This is a genomic window from Psychrobacter sp. UBA2514, from assembly GCF_002341255.1.
Classification (GTDB): domain Bacteria; phylum Pseudomonadota; class Gammaproteobacteria; order Pseudomonadales; family Moraxellaceae; genus Psychrobacter; species Psychrobacter pacificensis.
The window spans coordinates 60,867-76,542 of sequence record NZ_DDNS01000008.1 but is presented as its reverse complement, the minus strand read 5'-3'; the positions used below and the strand labels follow the sequence as shown (position 1 = coordinate 76,542).

13 protein-coding genes are annotated in these 15,676 nt (G+C 44.7%); 6 read left to right on the top strand and 7 right to left on the bottom strand.

Annotated features, from left to right (window positions below; genetic code table 11):
• Positions 1-5: 5 nt before the first annotated feature.
• Positions 6-944, bottom strand: a complete 939-nt coding sequence (locus B3V51_RS02740; protein ID WP_286707917.1) for a DMT family transporter — start codon at positions 942-944, stop codon at positions 6-8.
• A gap of 313 nt (positions 945-1,257) precedes the next feature.
• Entirely contained in the window at positions 1,258-2,691 is a 1,434-nt protein-coding gene (locus tag B3V51_RS02735; RefSeq protein ID WP_286707916.1) for an L-serine ammonia-lyase, read from the bottom strand.
• Positions 2,692-3,243: 552 nt separating this feature from the next.
• Here B3V51_RS02735 and B3V51_RS02730 point away from each other — a divergent pair.
• Positions 3,244-4,668 carry a solute carrier family 23 protein gene (locus B3V51_RS02730; RefSeq protein ID WP_284719325.1) on the top strand — a complete coding sequence of 475 codons (1,425 nt, stop codon included), beginning with the start codon at positions 3,244-3,246 and terminating at the stop codon, positions 4,666-4,668.
• A 145-nt stretch (positions 4,669-4,813) separates the two neighbouring features.
• Here the strand turns inward: B3V51_RS02730 and B3V51_RS02725 are convergent, their stop codons facing one another.
• On the bottom strand, positions 4,814-5,746 hold the full coding sequence (locus B3V51_RS02725) for a DMT family transporter (RefSeq protein ID WP_186474617.1): 933 nt from the start codon (positions 5,744-5,746) through the stop codon (positions 4,814-4,816).
• Positions 5,747-6,122: 376 nt separating this feature from the next.
• Here B3V51_RS02725 and B3V51_RS02720 point away from each other — a divergent pair, with 376 nt between their 5' ends.
• Positions 6,123-7,133, top strand: coding sequence for a WG repeat-containing protein (locus B3V51_RS02720; protein ID WP_228724593.1), 1,011 nt, complete (start codon positions 6,123-6,125; stop codon positions 7,131-7,133).
• A gap of 111 nt (positions 7,134-7,244) precedes the next feature.
• Here the strand turns inward: B3V51_RS02720 and B3V51_RS02715 are convergent, their stop codons facing one another.
• Together B3V51_RS02715 and B3V51_RS02710 are read right to left on the bottom strand one after the other, a co-directional pair.
• Entirely contained in the window at positions 7,245-8,294 is a 1,050-nt protein-coding gene (locus tag B3V51_RS02715) for an alpha/beta fold hydrolase (protein ID WP_186474614.1), read from the bottom strand.
• A 27-nt stretch (positions 8,295-8,321) separates the two neighbouring features.
• Positions 8,322-8,486 (bottom strand): rubredoxin, encoded by a 165-nt coding sequence (locus tag B3V51_RS02710; RefSeq protein ID WP_057759803.1) that lies wholly within the window; start codon positions 8,484-8,486, stop codon positions 8,322-8,324.
• Between the two features lie 350 nt (positions 8,487-8,836).
• Here B3V51_RS02710 and B3V51_RS02705 point away from each other — a divergent pair, with 350 nt between their 5' ends.
• On the top strand, positions 8,837-9,403 hold the full coding sequence (locus tag B3V51_RS02705) for an adenine phosphoribosyltransferase (RefSeq protein ID WP_083328800.1): 567 nt from the start codon (positions 8,837-8,839) through the stop codon (positions 9,401-9,403).
• Between the two features lie 86 nt (positions 9,404-9,489).
• On the opposite strand, the gene B3V51_RS02700 is transcribed toward B3V51_RS02705, so the two are convergent.
• On the bottom strand, positions 9,490-9,942 hold the full coding sequence (locus B3V51_RS02700) for a surface-adhesin E family protein (RefSeq protein WP_186474613.1): 453 nt from the start codon (positions 9,940-9,942) through the stop codon (positions 9,490-9,492).
• A gap of 102 nt (positions 9,943-10,044) precedes the next feature.
• On the bottom strand, positions 10,045-10,989 hold the full coding sequence (locus B3V51_RS02695; protein WP_186474611.1) for a transaldolase: 945 nt from the start codon (positions 10,987-10,989) through the stop codon (positions 10,045-10,047).
• A gap of 499 nt (positions 10,990-11,488) precedes the next feature.
• Between B3V51_RS02695 and pheA the strand changes: the two genes are divergently transcribed.
• The 3 genes from pheA to B3V51_RS02680 all read left to right on the top strand — a co-directional run.
• Positions 11,489-12,661, top strand: a complete 1,173-nt coding sequence (pheA, locus tag B3V51_RS02690) for a prephenate dehydratase (RefSeq protein WP_186474609.1) — start codon at positions 11,489-11,491, stop codon at positions 12,659-12,661.
• A 110-nt stretch (positions 12,662-12,771) separates the two neighbouring features.
• Positions 12,772-13,914 carry a histidinol-phosphate transaminase gene (hisC, locus tag B3V51_RS02685; protein WP_186474607.1) on the top strand — a complete coding sequence of 381 codons (1,143 nt, stop codon included), beginning with the start codon at positions 12,772-12,774 and terminating at the stop codon, positions 13,912-13,914.
• A 222-nt stretch (positions 13,915-14,136) separates the two neighbouring features.
• Positions 14,137-15,676, top strand: a 1,540-nt coding sequence (locus B3V51_RS02680) for a prephenate dehydrogenase/arogenate dehydrogenase family protein (RefSeq protein WP_286707921.1), incomplete at its 3' end; no start/stop codon positions are given.

The window sequence follows — 15,676 nt, the reverse complement described above, 5'->3', positions numbered from 1 at the left end:
GTCTCTCATTCTTCTTTTGTTATTATTATCGCCATTTTTACACCGCCCCATGTCACCAGCACCACGCCGATAGCTATCAAAGATGCCCCCAAAAACAACCCCTCAGGTGGTCGCTCTCCCTGCAAAAATATCGCAATCGGTACACCAACGACAGCCCCAACCGCCCCTAGTAAACTGAGCAATACAGGCCCACCTGTTTTTTGCAAAAGAAATAATAAGAAAAACTGACCAGCAAACACCCACGCTTGTACGACTATCAATCCTAGCGGCAACCAAGCATCCAAAGATATCGCGACAGAAAAATCAGAGAACGCGCTAAACAAACCTAGCAGCAATGCCGCCGCCACCAGCATACCGGGTGCAAGCGCACTAGATGAAGTATTGTCAGGCCAGCGTAATGTCCGATAGATATTGCCAATGGCGAGCAGCACTGGCCCGCACAGCGCGACTAAAATCCAGAAGACACTAGATTCTGGTGCAGAAAGCTTGTGGATAGCCAATACCCCTGCCCCAATCAGCGCAGAGACGACGCCAAGCGCACGAATGAGATAAAAACGCTCCATACGTAGCATCAGTGCGCCAAGATACGTTAGCAGTGGGGGTAAGGAAATAATGAGGGCAACAAACCCTGCCCCAACATGAGGAATGGCCGAAAAGAGCAGTAAATTGGCAGCCGCCACGCTAACAAAGGCGGCGACAAAATAATACTCGATAGTACGGGCACTAATAGGCGGTATCTCTTGTTTGATAAGAGCAACGATTAGTAAAATAATGGCCGCGCCAGTGATCGACCAAAACAAAAACGCGAGTGGTGTTAGACCGATATTGACAGCATATTTTGCCAAGTTGGTCGAGATACCAGTAAGCGCACCCCCTGCTAATAGGCAAGCAACAGGCACTAGCCACGTGTTTTTGTGAGTATTTTTATTGAGTAAGTCATTCATCCATTATCCTATTGGACAAGGTCGATCATTCAGTCACCAGTTTCGCAAGCAGCTCATCTATCTCAACCTTAAATTCTTTGTCTTCGATTTTATTGGCTGCAACTTTGGCATTTTGTAGATGTTGGCGCTTAGAATGACTAAACTTATTATTTTTAACATCGAATCGCCTAAAAAATAGTCGCTGTCAGTGCCATGGTCGAATGTTCAACACGCCCTAATAAAAAGGCCGCTAATATATAGCGGCCTTTTTATTGATACGATATCTGCTGCTATGATGATATAGCGTGGTTAAAGGTAACATTTATCAATTGCATTAACATTGACTGTAGTTAACACTAACGCCGCGCATCGCAGTAGGAATTCTATTATCAGCATAGACAGCTAGGCCACCACGAGCGGTCTCTTTATATTTATCAGACATATCAGCACCTGTCTGCTTCATGGTTTCTATAGCCTTATCCAAAGAGACGAAGTGCTGGCCATTTCCTCTACAGGCTAAACGTGCTGCGTTGATAGCTTTGACCGCCCCCATGGCATTGCGCTCGATGCAAGGCACCTGCACCAGTCCACCAATAGGGTCGCAGGTTAGACCTAAATTATGCTCAATACCGATTTCTGCCGCATTTAAGCATTTAGCTGGTGTCCCATTCATGATCTCTGCTAATGCAGAACCTGCCATCGCACATGCCGATCCAACCTCGCCTTGGCAGCCGACTTCAGCACCAGAGATGGAAGCGTTTTGCTTGATTAGGCTACCGATAGCGGTGGCGTTCAATAAAAACTTGCGGACACCATCTTGGCTATAGTTAGGTAAAAAATCACGATAGTAGTGCAATACTGCAGGAATAATACCTGCTGCGCCATTGGTGGGTGCGGTCACAACTTTGCCGCCATTGGCGTTTTCTTCATTGACGGCGAGCGCGTACAAGTCTACCCAGTCCATGGCGGCCAATTTGTCATTGTTGGTGATAGGTTGGTCTTTTTCCGCAGACAGCTGCCTGTGCAAATCTTGTGCGCGGCGTTTGACATCCAAGCCACCTGGCAAAATACCGCCATTTTCACAGCCTTGCTTAACACAATCTTGCATGACCTCCCAAATACTATCTAGGTAGGCAAACACTGTCTCTTTGTCATGGAAGTGGCATTCATTGGCCAGTACTAATTCGCTGATGCTCAAATCATACTGACGACATTGTTCTAGTAGTTCTGCTGCATTATTAAAAGGATAAGGAACGCTATCGATCGTTGGGCTGGCATGATCTTCATCTGGATCGGTGGCATCTTCTTTATTGATGACAAAACCACCACCAATCGAATAGTAGGTCTGCTGATAACGAGTACCGTCAGTCGATATAGCACGAAGCGTCAATGCGTTAGGGTGATAGGGCAGGACAGTATCGTCGTACCAATAAATATCCTGCTCTGTATCAAATGCAATCGTGTGAATACCTGACACATTTAATGTCTTGCCAGAAAAAATAGGAGAAAGATAGCTGCTGGTCATACGTGTATCGATGGTGCTAGGTGTATGGCCAAGTAACCCTAACAATATGGCAGTATCTGTTGCGTGCCCTTTTCCTGTCGCCGCCAAAGAGCCATAAAGCTCGATTTCAATCTTTGCGATAGCCGTCAGTTCCATTTGTTTGGTCAATGAGGCTAAAAATAAATTGGCTGCCACCATTGGTCCCACTGTATGTGAGCTCGATGGACCAATGCCGATTTTAAATAAATCAAAAATACTAATCATAATGAGTTACCGAAAATTCAAAGGCTTGAACAATTGTGATAATTGCCTTGAGCGCTTTTATTGAAAATATAATAGGCAGTCGTCACTCTCAAGGCCCACTACAGAAGACTTGTGAGCGACCGTCTATAAAAATATTGCTATTAAAGAGTACAGATGGTGACTGAATAATCACTTTTATTTGTTTTGAAACTCCGCTATCATGCTCGGAGTCAACGACTATGTAACATCCTGTAAGTCAATATCTCTATTAAATAGGCTGGTTGGCAGAAGAGCAAACGTGCTTTTGATCATACAGTATCTTTGGTTATACATACATAGTGATCTAATACAACCATCCAAGAACTGGCTATCATACCAAATAATACTTTTGGTTTGTCATATTACAACATAAATGAATGAATTGGGATGACATATTATCGATAGAAGACGATAGTGCTTATTTATATTGTTTACGACTTCTATCGCGTTCGCTACTATCCCCCCAATTTCGCACCGTTTTTACTTTTTCCATTATTTTAGCCTATTACCTCAGCTCACATAGGACACGCGCGCATGCCATCTCAAAAAGACCCATCATCAGCTTCAGACAACAGCGCTCAAAATCAGTCAGCTCACAATGCATTGGAAGCTGCAGGTATTGATTCAGCAGCCATCAGTTATCCGCACAATCCAGATTTTGAAAATGGTCGCTGGTTTCCGACATGGCGACCTTACAAAGGTGATTTGGATCGTGATCCTGTGGGTATCAATGATTATTTGCCACCGTCAAAGAGTGTATTACTTGGTATACAACATACATTTGCCATGTTTGGTGCGACCGTCCTTGCGCCATTATTGATGGGATTTGACCCTAACTTAGCCATTTTGATGTCTGGTATCTGTACGGTGATGTTCTTTATGATCACTGGTGGGCGTATGCCAAGCTACTTGGGATCAAGCTTTGCTTTTATTGGTCCAGTGATTGCGGTAACTGCGTATGCAGGGGCAGGGTTCAATGCCAATTTGAATGTCGCGCTAGGCGGTATCATGGCCTGCGGTATCATTTATGCGCTGATTGGCCTGTTAGTGATGAAAACAGGCACTGGCTGGATTGAGCGCTTGATGCCGCCTATCGTCACTGGTGCTATTGTCATGATTATTGGTCTTAATTTGGCACCAGTTACTATCCAAGGGGTTTCTGCCAATCAGTTTGATGCTTGGATGGCTACGTTGACCGTACTACTCATCAGTGGAGTGGCGGTATTTACCCGTGGCATGTTACGTCGTTTGCTGCTACTCGTGGGTTTGGTATTATCATACATCGCTTATTTTGTGTTGACCAATATCCTAGGTTTTGGGACGGCAATTGATTTTAGCGCAGTCGCTGCGGCTGCATGGTTTGGTCTGCCCAGCATTCATACCCCACGCTTTGAGATGAGCGCTATTATTCTCATTGCGCCTGTCGCCTTTATTTTGGTCGCTGAAAACTTAGGTCACTTTAAGGCAGTGGAAGGTATGACCAAGTCTCGCGTGACCCCTTATATGGGCCGAGCATTTTTTGCCGATGGCTTGGCAACGACTTTCTCAGCAGGATTTGGCGGTACAGGTGTGACTACCTATGCTGAAAACATCGGGGTGATGGCGGTCACCAAAGTATATAGCACAACGATATTTGTCGTCGCAGGTGTGGTCGCTATTATATTAGGGTTATCACCAAAATTTGGTGCCATTATCCAAACGATACCAGCGGCTTTATTGGGCGGCGCTTCTATCGTCGTTTTCGGTCTGATCACGATCGCTGGGATAAAAATCTGGATCGACAGCCACATTGATTTTAGTAAAAACAGCAATCTGATCATCGCGGCAGTGACCGTAATCATGGGTACAGGTAACTTTAGCTTGCACTTAGGTGGTTTTGATTTGGGTGGTATTGGTACTGCCACTTTAGCCGCTATTGTGTTGAATGCTTTATTTAATAAAAGTTCTGACGTTAAATAAGTAATGCTGATAAGATTAAAATTTGAGCCTATCGAATAAAAATAGTAAACGTATATCTTCTCTAATAAAAAGCGCCCATGCTATGAATAGTATGGGCGCTTTTTATTAAATGTCTGCGTGAGACAATCGTATCAATACTACTTAATTACTTATAGTCTCGCTTATAAAATCTTGAAAAAAATCGATAGCGGCGTAGCGCGCGTGGTTTTGGTTTTAGTGACCCTAAATAAATAGCAAGCATGGTTAACAAGGCGCCGCCCCATTGTAAGCCATTGATAGGTTTGTCCAGCCAGCTATAGTCAATAACCAAAGCGGCGATGGGTTCAGTTAACAATAACAGACCCGTCAATGCAAGAGACAACTTAGGAATAGAATAAGCAATCAGACCCCATGCCAAACACTGCATCACTGTCCCGTAGATAAGCACCCAACCAATCTCAGACCTTGTGTTGGGCAAGATATGACCTGTATCGAATATAAACATAGGCACAATCATGGCTAAGACGCCACCGATACTAATCAGCTGCATCAGCATAAATATCGGTGTCGGTTCGGTATCATGTGTCTTTCGAATAAAAGTCATCGACGCACCTAGCATTGCTCCTGACACAATACCCGTGACAAATCCCCAAGTGGCAGCGGAATTGTATGCAAATTCAGGACTGCCTATCATTGCAACGCCCAGCATCGCTAAAAATAAACTGATGATCTGCACGATAGATTGGCGCTCATTGAAATATAAAAAACCAATGGCAGCTAAAAAGAAGATTTGTAAGCTATTGAGCAGGGTTGAAATACCAGGACCCACAGCATAAATACTCTCGTGCCAAAGCGCCAAGTCTAATCCTAAAAATGCACCTGACAATAAACCATAAAAAATAGCACGTTTTGATTGTGGCATCTGTTGGCGCATCACCTTGGCTAAAATCGCAAAGACAATACCTGAAATGGCCAGTCGCCAAAATGACATCGCCCAGCCACCGATATCGACGTGAGCGACAATCAGACTGCCCAGCCCAAAGATAATACAACCGATAACTAGACCAATAGGGGCAGCGCGTGAAGAAGCAGTCGCCATAAAACGTCCTTATATTATTATTCTTATGGTCCTAGACCAATGTGAGGGTTAGCCAAAGCCCTATTGTCGTGGTTTTAAGCAAAAAATAAAATGGCAAAACCAAAATTTATTCTGGTTATTAGATAGATCGTTGCTGTAGATAATTTATTAAACCAAATAGTACGAAAAAGTCTCGTAGGCAGTAGAACCATCTTGTGACCTTACTCACACAATAATGCTTGTACAACAGCGCTTATATAATCGAGTCACATCCTTACAGGAATGATATTGGCTCTGATATCGCAATTTGTTAGTCTAGTACTCATAAAATCACCAGTCATGATTCGCTATATCAAACAATATTATTTGCCTAGGTTTGCTTATGCTCCGACATTTTATGTCAAAAATACAACCAAATGTGACCTCTTGTTTGCCTCTAAAAATATCGCAATTTAGCTTTGCGATAGGTATCGTCTCTAGTGCATTTTTTTTAATGCCTAGCGCACAAGCGGCCAGTTGCAAGCTCCCCAAAAGCTACTATAAAAATGTCTCTTGTACGTCTACTAGCGGCTATTTTTTAGCAATCAAAGATTTTGGTGCGCCAGTCGCTCTGATTGACAGCAAAGGTAAAAGGGTCGTTGATTTATCACGCTATCAAAAAGTCGATGCCGACAAGATATCGGGCGGGCTACTACCTGTATTGCGCAACAGTCGGGTCGGTTATCTCAATATGCAGGGACGCGAAGTCGTGCCTGCAATGTACGATATGCTCACAGGAAATCAAGGGTGGGCGCGTCCAGTATCTGAAGGACGTATCGTCGTAAAAAAAGATGGTAACTACGGTGTTATCAATACCTCCAACAGCACGGTTGTCTCGTTTTCAGCATCGATTGACGAGATCGATGATTATCGTAATGGGAGGGCGCGCGTCCGTAAAAACAGTGTGATAAGTTGGTTAGATAAAAATGGTAATGCAACGCGTGATCCAAATGCTCAGGATAAGAGTCAGTCGGCTAAAAAATCCACAGCTTCTACTAACAATACGTCATCACAATCAAGACAACCTGCACCTACACGTTTTACGACATTACAATCACGTCAGCAAGATGGAAAATGGGGCTTCGTTGACGACAACGACGTCACGATGATTACCTATTCGTTCGATGAAGTCCGTCCATTCTCTGAAGGATTAGCGGGCGTTCGTATCGGAGAGGAGTGGGGCTTTGTTAATCTGGGCGGTGAGCTAGTGATTCCTTTTCGCTTCACTAATGATGGGGTATTAACTGATGATAATTATAAGGGTCAACCCTCATTTGTATTTACAGGTGGTAAGGCATGGATCGGCAATTTAAAAAACGGCAATAAAATGTGCATCAATAAAGAAGGCACAGGTGTCAGCTGCGATTAGCGTTATATCCATAATCTATAATTGGTATACAACGAAAAAGAGTGTAAACCCTATTCGTTATCGATAGGGTTTACACTCTTTTTTATGGCTAATGTTACTATAGGCGAATAGCTATTTTTCTAACAAATGATTGCTAATCAAATCGACCATATAAGGCTGATAATATTCTGGAATATCATGCGCCATACCTTCGATTAAATGAAACTTGGCATTAGGAATGGTTTTTGCCACTACTCGACCTTGTGACGCCGGTAGCAGTCCGTCAGCGCTACCGTGTAAGACAATCGTTGGTGCTTTGACTTGCTTACTAAAGCGGCTGATAGAGCCTGATGCCAAGATAGCATTGAGCTGCTGCACCGTACCGAGTGGGTGAAAATTGCGTTGATAGCGGATTTTGGCAATTTCACGCACCATGCGCACATTGACGTGACCTGGTGTGCCAACCGTTTTCATAAACCAGACACTATGGCGTACGATATCACGCTCAGAGTGGCTCTCTGGACGATTGATAAGGGTGTATAGCTGCTTAGGTCTTGGCGGTTTTAAAAATGCTCGATTGGTCGTGGTAAACATAAGCGCCATACGCTGCACCAAGCTTGGATAACGTGCCGCCACAATTTGAGCAATCATCCCGCCCATAGAGGCACCAAGCAGATGCGTTTTGCCAAGCTTTAGCGCCTTGATCAACCGGGCGGTGTCTTCTGCCATGTCAGTCAAGTTATAAGCCACCTGAGTGCTTTTGTTCGATAGCCCCGTTTGTAGGCGTACCATCATTTTGAGCTGGTTGATACGCGGTAGGCCCTCGATCTGTACTTTAGAAGACAGGCCGATATCACGATTGTCAAAACGGATCACAAAAAAACCAGCATCAATAAAGCGCTTAATAAAATTGTCTGGCCAAAATATCATTTGCGAACCCAGTCCCATGATCATCAGTAGGGGCGGATTATTAGGGTTGCCACCTGCTTCGACACACAACTCTATACCATCACCAATATCAATCATCGCTTGATGAAGGTGTTGGCTAAGATCGGAGTCGCGCCACTGATGTTCCCCAAACCGTTGCCATTCAGGAGTAGGGTAAAAGTCTAGAGTATTGTCTAAACTGGTATCTGACGTTTCCGGCAATTTGGCACTATTAATGTCATTTGATGTTGTCATGAAGTGTCCTAATTAGAGGGTCATCTACTACAGCTCAAGCATCTCAAAATCAAGCTTGCCGACACCGCACTCAGGGCAGGTCCAGTCATCAGGGATGTCTTCCCATTTGGTGCCAGGGGCAATACCTTCTTCAGGGCAGCCAAGCGCTTCGTCATAGATCCAGCCGCAGACAATACATTCATAACGTTTCATAAATAGTCCTATCGATCATTACCAGTGTCACAGTGCGCCATAAACGCTTATATTTCGTATTACAGTCAATTATATTAGACGGTAAAAGCGCACGTAGTTTAGCATATAACCGTTATTTTCATAGTTAAGTTTACACTTGTATATTGAGATGAAATTGGCTTTTATCAAGTCCATCATCTGTACCATTGTACCGAAGCGAAGTACGATCTTGGGCTATAAGCCGCCATAAAAAAGCCAATCATGCTATAATAACGGTCGCTAAATTGACACTGTCAGCCATAATTGCCTGCTGATCTATCAGTGTCTAACTATTGTCCAAGCCATATAACATATACAAGCTAAGGGTTTTCATGAGTATTAACGCCGCCACATCTGCCACTACCGAAAATGAGACGACTCCAATGCTCAATACAGACCATCCGTTTTGGCAGATTATTCGCACAGTACCAGACTTTCCAAAAGTCGGCATTGATTTTTATGATATTACCCCGTTACTGCGCAGTCATATTGATGCTGTCATTGATGCGCTGCTTGCCGCATTGCCAGAGGGACTGATGGATGAGGTGGATTGCTTAGGGGCTGTTGAAGCGCGCGGGTTTGTATTTGCCAGTATGCTGGCAGGAAGATTGGGTAAGGGTATGATCTTGCTCCGCAAACCAGGTAAACTGCCACCACCTGTCGCTAATAAAGCATATGCGCTTGAGTATGGCAAAGACACGCTTGAGATGCAAAATAATTTGCCACCTGAACGTGTACTACTGGTCGATGATATCTTGGCGACTGGAGGCACATTGACGACCGCTTATGAGTTATGCCAGTCAGCCGATCATACTGTGGTCGGCGCATTAGTTTTATTAGATTTGGTTGAGCTACATGGCGAGTTCCCAGTACCTGTCTATACGGTATTAAAGGCGTAAGTCTGATTGTTCAAGAGAGTTTATAGAGTATAAAAAAGCGCCCTGAAAATCATCAGGGCGCTTTTTTTGTGGTGAGTCTAATGGTATTACGATTTGTTTTGCTCATAGCTTTTACAGGCGTACTCGATCAGCGTGCGACCAACCGTCTTTGGTGTGGTGATCCTAAAGTCTTTGGTGGTCAGTATAGGCTTTTCTGATTGCCACGACTTAATGACTTTATTATCAGCGCTATAATCGACGTAAGCTCTTTTATAGTAACTGAAATCTTTACAAGAAATCAGTAATTGCTGATCGCTATGATGGATGGGTTTTTCTTTCACTGTGCTCTTATCTTTTTGCGTAGGATAGGTTCTTAGCAAAGAGACAGTGATATTTTCGACGTCTTTTTCGTCTATGATGTTGATGTCAGAGTGTTCGATAGAGTCTACATCTAAGCTAAACGTCGATCCAGAGTCGCTCTCGGTCACCTCGACCCAATTGACCGCATGGGCGCTGGTCACTAAAACACTGCCTGCCAATAACATTGATAGCCGTTTCATACTTAAGCCTTGCTTCTTGTTATTTGAAGTCGCTCATGATAGCCAACTTACTGTGGGCAGGCAAATATCTTTTGTGCCAGACGAGTGCTTATTGTGTCTCGTTTATTGCCCGCGGATGGCCGCTAACGTCTTCGCCAGCTCATCACGTGCCCCAATAAAACCATCAATACCTTTTGGTAATAGGTCTTGTGTGACTGTGTCTTGCTGATAGGCCGCGCTAAACTCTTCATGCGTCAAGCTCACTTGGCTCATCGCTTGCATATCCATGGACATGCTCGGCGATAACTGACGAGGCACATCAATATCCATGACTGCCAGCTCATCGATTAGGTTGGGCGCAATGGTCAACAAATCGCAACCTGCAAGTGCCAATATCTGCTCAGTTGAGCGGAAACTCGCCCCCATGACTTGCGTATGATAGCCATGCTGCTTGTAGTATTGGTAAATAAGTTTGACAGATTGTACGCCCATATCCTCAGAAGCTGGTACATTTTGGCGATTTTGTTGACGTTTTTGCCAATCTAAAATACGCCCTACAAAAGGAGAGATGAGCGTCACGCCCGCATCTGCGCAGGCGATTGCTTGATGCTGACCAAATAGTAGGGTCAAATTGCAGTGGATGCCTTGAGTTTCAAGATAACGTGCCGCTTCAATGCCTTGCCAAGTTGCTGCCATTTTGATCAATACTCGCTCTGAGTCGATACCAGCTTTTTGATAAGCGTCCATAAACCCAAGGGCCTTATCGATCGTCGCTTTAGTATCATAAGACAAACGCGCATCGACTTCGGTAGAAACGCGCCCTTCAACAAGCGCCAAAATATCACAACCAACTTGAATGGTCAGGGCGTCAATCACTGCATCGACATCGCCATTATGGCGGCTCATTGTTTCTGATAGCATACCTTGGTTATCAGGATGAATGAGGGCTTTGGTGATGAGGCTTGGATTGGTGGTCGCATCGATAGGTTTTAGTCGGGCAATAGCAGCAAGGTCGCCAGTATCAGCGACAATGGTCGTCATGGTACGTAATTGTTGTAATGCGCTCATCAGATATCCTTTTTCTTATTAATGATGTGGTGCTCCTCTTATAAATGACAGGGGAGGGAGCTGAATGGAAACTGTAACACAGTTTTCTACGTGTGTTTGCTCATAGTTGTGCTATGTGCCACTGTCATATTACTTAACTGTGATAATATTAATAATAATTTGCTGGCTTATCACTATTTACGAATGGGCACTGACCTGAGTTTTTGCTATAGTAGAGCCGGTCATCCGCTGGTCTGCTGTACTTGGCGACCAATATAGCAGTAATACCAGAGAACGCCAATGACGTGCGATATTTCTGATAGACTGTTTTTGGATGATGGTTAAAATAGTTTTGGTCATTGACCGCTATTTACCAATGACTTCATAATGACACTCTCAAGCACTATCGGTATATAGAGATAGTCGAAGCATTTAAAAAACACAGTAAAATTTAGCAGATATTCATATCTAAATATTAATAATACCTAACAGTGATAAAATCTAAAAAGGATGGGCGGTAATGAGCGAGCAGTCACCAGAACAAACCATGGATAATCTAAATCAAACCGCCGCAGGCGCTAGCGGCACCGCAACTGAAAAAGAATTTTTAGATAATATTCGCCAAAACATTGATGCGGTCGACTGCGAGATTCAAACACTCATCAATAATCGTGCCAAGCTGGCGCAACAAGTAGCAGCGGTAAAGAAAAACCACACGGCCGCTGATGACAGTAGTGACCCTATTTTTTATCGTCCTGAGCGTGAAGCACAGGTGCTAAAAGCGGTCATGGAGCGCAATACGGGTCCAATCGCTGACGAAAAGATGGCACGTTTGTTTCGTGAGATTATGTCGGTATGTTTAGACTTAGAAGCGCCGCAGCGTATTGCTTTCTTAGGACCAGTTGGCACCTTTACCCATGCCGCTGCATTAAAGCATTTTGGTAAAGCTGCTGATACCGTGCCAATGACGACCATTACCGATGTATTCCGTGAGGTTGAAGCGGGCACGGCGATGTATGGCGTTGTCCCTGTCGAAAACTCTTCAGAAGGGGTGGTCAATCATACTTTGGACGGATTCTTATCTTCTAGTCTAAAAATTATTGGTGAAGTTGAACTACCGATTCATCAAAACTTCTTGGTCGCTGAGCATACTAAGCTTGATGGTTTGAGCCGTATTTATTCGCACCAGCAGTCATTGGCGCAGTGTCGTCATTGGCTAGATGTGAATTTCCCTAATGTGGAGCGCGTTGCGGTATCAAGCAATGGTGAAGCGGCGCGTCGCCTCAAAAACGAATGGCATTCAGCAGCAATCGCTGGCGACGTTGCGGTTGCAGAGTACGGCTTGCATAAGCTTTACTCAAACATTGAAGACAATCCAAGCAATACCACCCGTTTCCTTATCATCGGACATGAGGCCATTGCGCCTTCTGGTCAAGACAAAACCTCCATCGTGGTCTCAGCCCATGACAGAGCTGGTGCATTGATCGAAATCTTGAAACCGTTATCATATCACGGCGTCTCGATGACCAGTATCGAGACACGTCCTGAGCGTCCTAATAAGTGGGCATATGTGTTCTTTATTGATATGAACGGTCATATCAATGATCCAAATGTTAGCGCCGCTATCAACGATATTCGCCCATTGGTAAAAGATCTGCGCATCTTAGGCTCGTATCCAAAAGCAGTATTATAAAGATATATTGGCTCATCTATTAGCTTGTTTATCTATCGAGATTGACACCTACGAGATTGATACCTAATAGATGGGCGATCGCATTTAGTGATAACCTCCAAGGATAAACCATGCAGCCTGATCAATTGACAGCGTCAAACCTATCGCCATTAACGCCAGCTTATGACAGTATTCTGGCGTTGGCACCTTATCAGACAGGTAAACCAATTGAAGAGCTGACGCGCGAATATGGTGTCTCAGATGTGGTGAAGCTGGCTAGCAATGAGAACCCGATGGGGTGCTCACCGCGAGTGACACTAGCCATCACTGAGCAGCTTGGTCAATTATCACGTTATCCTGATGGCAATGGCTATTATCTGAAGCAAGCGTTGGCTGACTTTAATGATGTCAAGGTCGAGCAGATTACGCTTGGCAATGGCTCTGATGATTTGCTCGATATTTTGGCACGTAGTTTTGTGGGTGCTGATGATGCTATCGTCTATAGTCAGTATGCGTTTGTGGTCTATTCTATGCTGGCAAAGATGCAAGGCGCGATGGATGTTGAGGTGCCTGCTCATCGGTTTGGTCATGACCTAAAAGCCATGAGCCAAACGGTACAAGATAATCCCAATACCAAAATCGTCTTTATTGCCAATCCCAACAATCCAACGGGCACGCAGTTAGAGCAAAAAGAGCTGCGCCAGTTCGTTGCCAGTGTGCCAAGCTCAGTCTTGGTGGTACTAGATGAAGCTTATATCGAGTATAGCCCTGAGAGTAACAACCGCGCATTGTTAGATGAGTTTGATAATGTCATCATTGTGCGTACGTTTTCTAAAGCTTATGGGCTGGCAGGTTTACGTGTGGGCTATGCCTTAAGCTCAGTAGCTGTTGCAGAGTTATTGAACCGAATTCGTCAGCCATTCAATGTCAGCCGTGTAGGCCTAGCTGCTGCCGCTGCAGCACTTGCTGATCAAGATTTTATCGAAAAAACGCGCCAGATGAATGATGAGCAAATGCGTTGGTTAGAAAAGCAGTTTGATACATTAGGATTGGGTTTTGTGAAGTCGCATGCCAATTTTATTATGGTGGAAGTGCAGGTTGAGATGGAAGATATAACTGCCGCTTCAATCCATCAAGCACTCCTTGAGCAAGGCGTTATTGTTCGGCCATTGGGCGCTTATGGGCTGCCAAACTGGTTACGCATTACGGTAGGTGTGGCTGAGGACAATTTACGTTTGATTGATACTTTGCGTTCTATTCTCAGTGAAGACTAGAGCATGTCCCCAATTCAAACGTTTATCACCATTTTTAAAATAGGGACATGTCCTCATCACATCCATCGATATGTTTTGATCAAAGGTATTATTTAGTAAGAAGTGATCTTAACTAGCCATTAACTTATATAACGCTGGAATTTACCGAAATTTATCCGAGCGCGTTCAACGAGAAAAGCCGTGAGTCGTCAGAAAAAAAACAATCTTCAGCCCTCTTTAAATATGCATCGACCTATCTTCGAACAAGTTTGTGTGATTGGACTTGGGCTCATTGGTGCTAGCTTCGCACAAGCTATTAAAGATAATGGCTTAAGTGAGCGACTGGTCGCAGTCGATAGGCATGCACCAAGTATTACAGAAGCTATCGAGCATGGTCTGCTTGATGCTGGTAGTGCAAACCTACAAGACGTCATAAGCGGTAGTGATTTAATCATCATTGCAGTGCCTGTACAGGCAGTACAAGCAGTGTTTGTAGATATCAAACAGGCAATGGATAACGGACAGCTTGCCGCTGACTGTATCTTAACCGATGTTTGTAGTACCAAAGTCAATATCATTGACGCGGCCAAAGCGGTGTTTGGTCCGTTGCCGGTAGGTCTAGTGCCAGCGCATCCAATTGCTGGGGCTGAAAATTCAGGGTATCATGCCAGACGCGTCAGTTTATTTGTCAATCATAGTGTCATCATCTGTGAGCTAGCTACCACAAGCAATGTCGCGATTACTAAGTTGCGACTATTGTGGGAATCAGTGGGTGCAAATGTCATATCGATGGATGCAGGTCACCATGATCGTATATTGGCGCATACCAGCCATTTGCCGCATCTGCTTGCCTTTAACTTGGTTGAGCAATTGGCAAGCCACGATGATAATTTAGATATGTTTCGTTATGCTGCCGGTGGGTTCCGCGATTTTACGCGTATCGCCGCAAGCGACCCTAAAATGTGGCATGATATATTTTTTGCCAATCAAAGCGCCATTGTGAGCGCCCTTGATGAGTATGGTGTCTATCTGCAAACCATGCGCCAGCTCATCATTGATAAAGATTCAACCGCCCTGATGGGACTTTTGGGCCGCGCGCAAGCCGCACGGCGTCATTTTGGCCATATGTTAGCCAGCACCCCTTATACGGATACTTCTGCCATGTCAGCTTCTTATAATATTACCCCTAGCAATACTGTCTCTGGCACCATTGCCATTCCTGGTGACAAATCTATCTCGCATCGCAGCATCATGCTTGGCAGTCTTGCCACAGGCGTAACCCACGTTACTGGATTCTTGGAAGGGGAAGATGCCCTTGCAACGCTGCAAGCATTCCGTGATATGGGTGTGACCATCGAAGGCCCTGATAATGGTAACTTGACCATTCATGGTGTCGGTATGAATGGCCTAAAGCCTAGCAAAACGCCTTTGTATATGGGTAACTCGGGCACGAGCATGCGCCTGCTATCTGGTATCTTGGCGGCGCAATCGTTTGATAGCGTATTAACGGGTGATACTAGCCTAAACAAACGCCCGATGGAGCGTGTGGCTGCACCGTTACGCACGATGGGTGCCGTCATCCAAAGTACGGGTCATAGTGGTACGGCACCGCTTAGCATTACGGGTCGTGATACCGCTGGTAAGCCATTGCAAGGCACCGAATATGATATGCCAGTGGCGTCAGCACAAGTAAAATCTTGCTTGCTGCTAGCAGGTCTATGGGCCGAGGGTACGACAACGGTCACTCAGCCTGAGATCAGCCGTGACCATACCGAGCGTATGC

Coding starts and splice junctions, on each gene's coding strand:
- B3V51_RS02730 (WP_284719325.1), top strand. CDS start 3,244: ATGCCATCTCAAAAAGACCCATCATCAGCTTCAGACAACAGCGCTCAA.
- B3V51_RS02720 (WP_228724593.1), top strand. CDS start 6,123: ATGTCAAAAATACAACCAAATGTGACCTCTTGTTTGCCTCTAAAAATA.
- B3V51_RS02700 (WP_186474613.1), bottom strand. CDS start 9,942: ATGAAACGGCTATCAATGTTATTGGCAGGCAGTGTTTTAGTGACCAGC.
- B3V51_RS02715 (WP_186474614.1), bottom strand. CDS start 8,294: ATGACAACATCAAATGACATTAATAGTGCCAAATTGCCGGAAACGTCA.
- pheA (WP_186474609.1), top strand. CDS start 11,489: ATGAGCGAGCAGTCACCAGAACAAACCATGGATAATCTAAATCAAACC.
- hisC (WP_186474607.1), top strand. CDS start 12,772: ATGCAGCCTGATCAATTGACAGCGTCAAACCTATCGCCATTAACGCCA.
- B3V51_RS02705 (WP_083328800.1), top strand. CDS start 8,837: ATGAGTATTAACGCCGCCACATCTGCCACTACCGAAAATGAGACGACT.
- B3V51_RS02735 (WP_286707916.1), bottom strand. CDS start 2,691: ATGATTAGTATTTTTGATTTATTTAAAATCGGCATTGGTCCATCGAGC.
- B3V51_RS02710 (WP_057759803.1), bottom strand. CDS start 8,486: ATGAAACGTTATGAATGTATTGTCTGCGGCTGGATCTATGACGAAGCG.
- B3V51_RS02740 (WP_286707917.1), bottom strand. CDS start 944: ATGAATGACTTACTCAATAAAAATACTCACAAAAACACGTGGCTAGTG.
- B3V51_RS02695 (WP_186474611.1), bottom strand. CDS start 10,989: ATGAGCGCATTACAACAATTACGTACCATGACGACCATTGTCGCTGAT.
- B3V51_RS02725 (WP_186474617.1), bottom strand. CDS start 5,746: ATGGCGACTGCTTCTTCACGCGCTGCCCCTATTGGTCTAGTTATCGGT.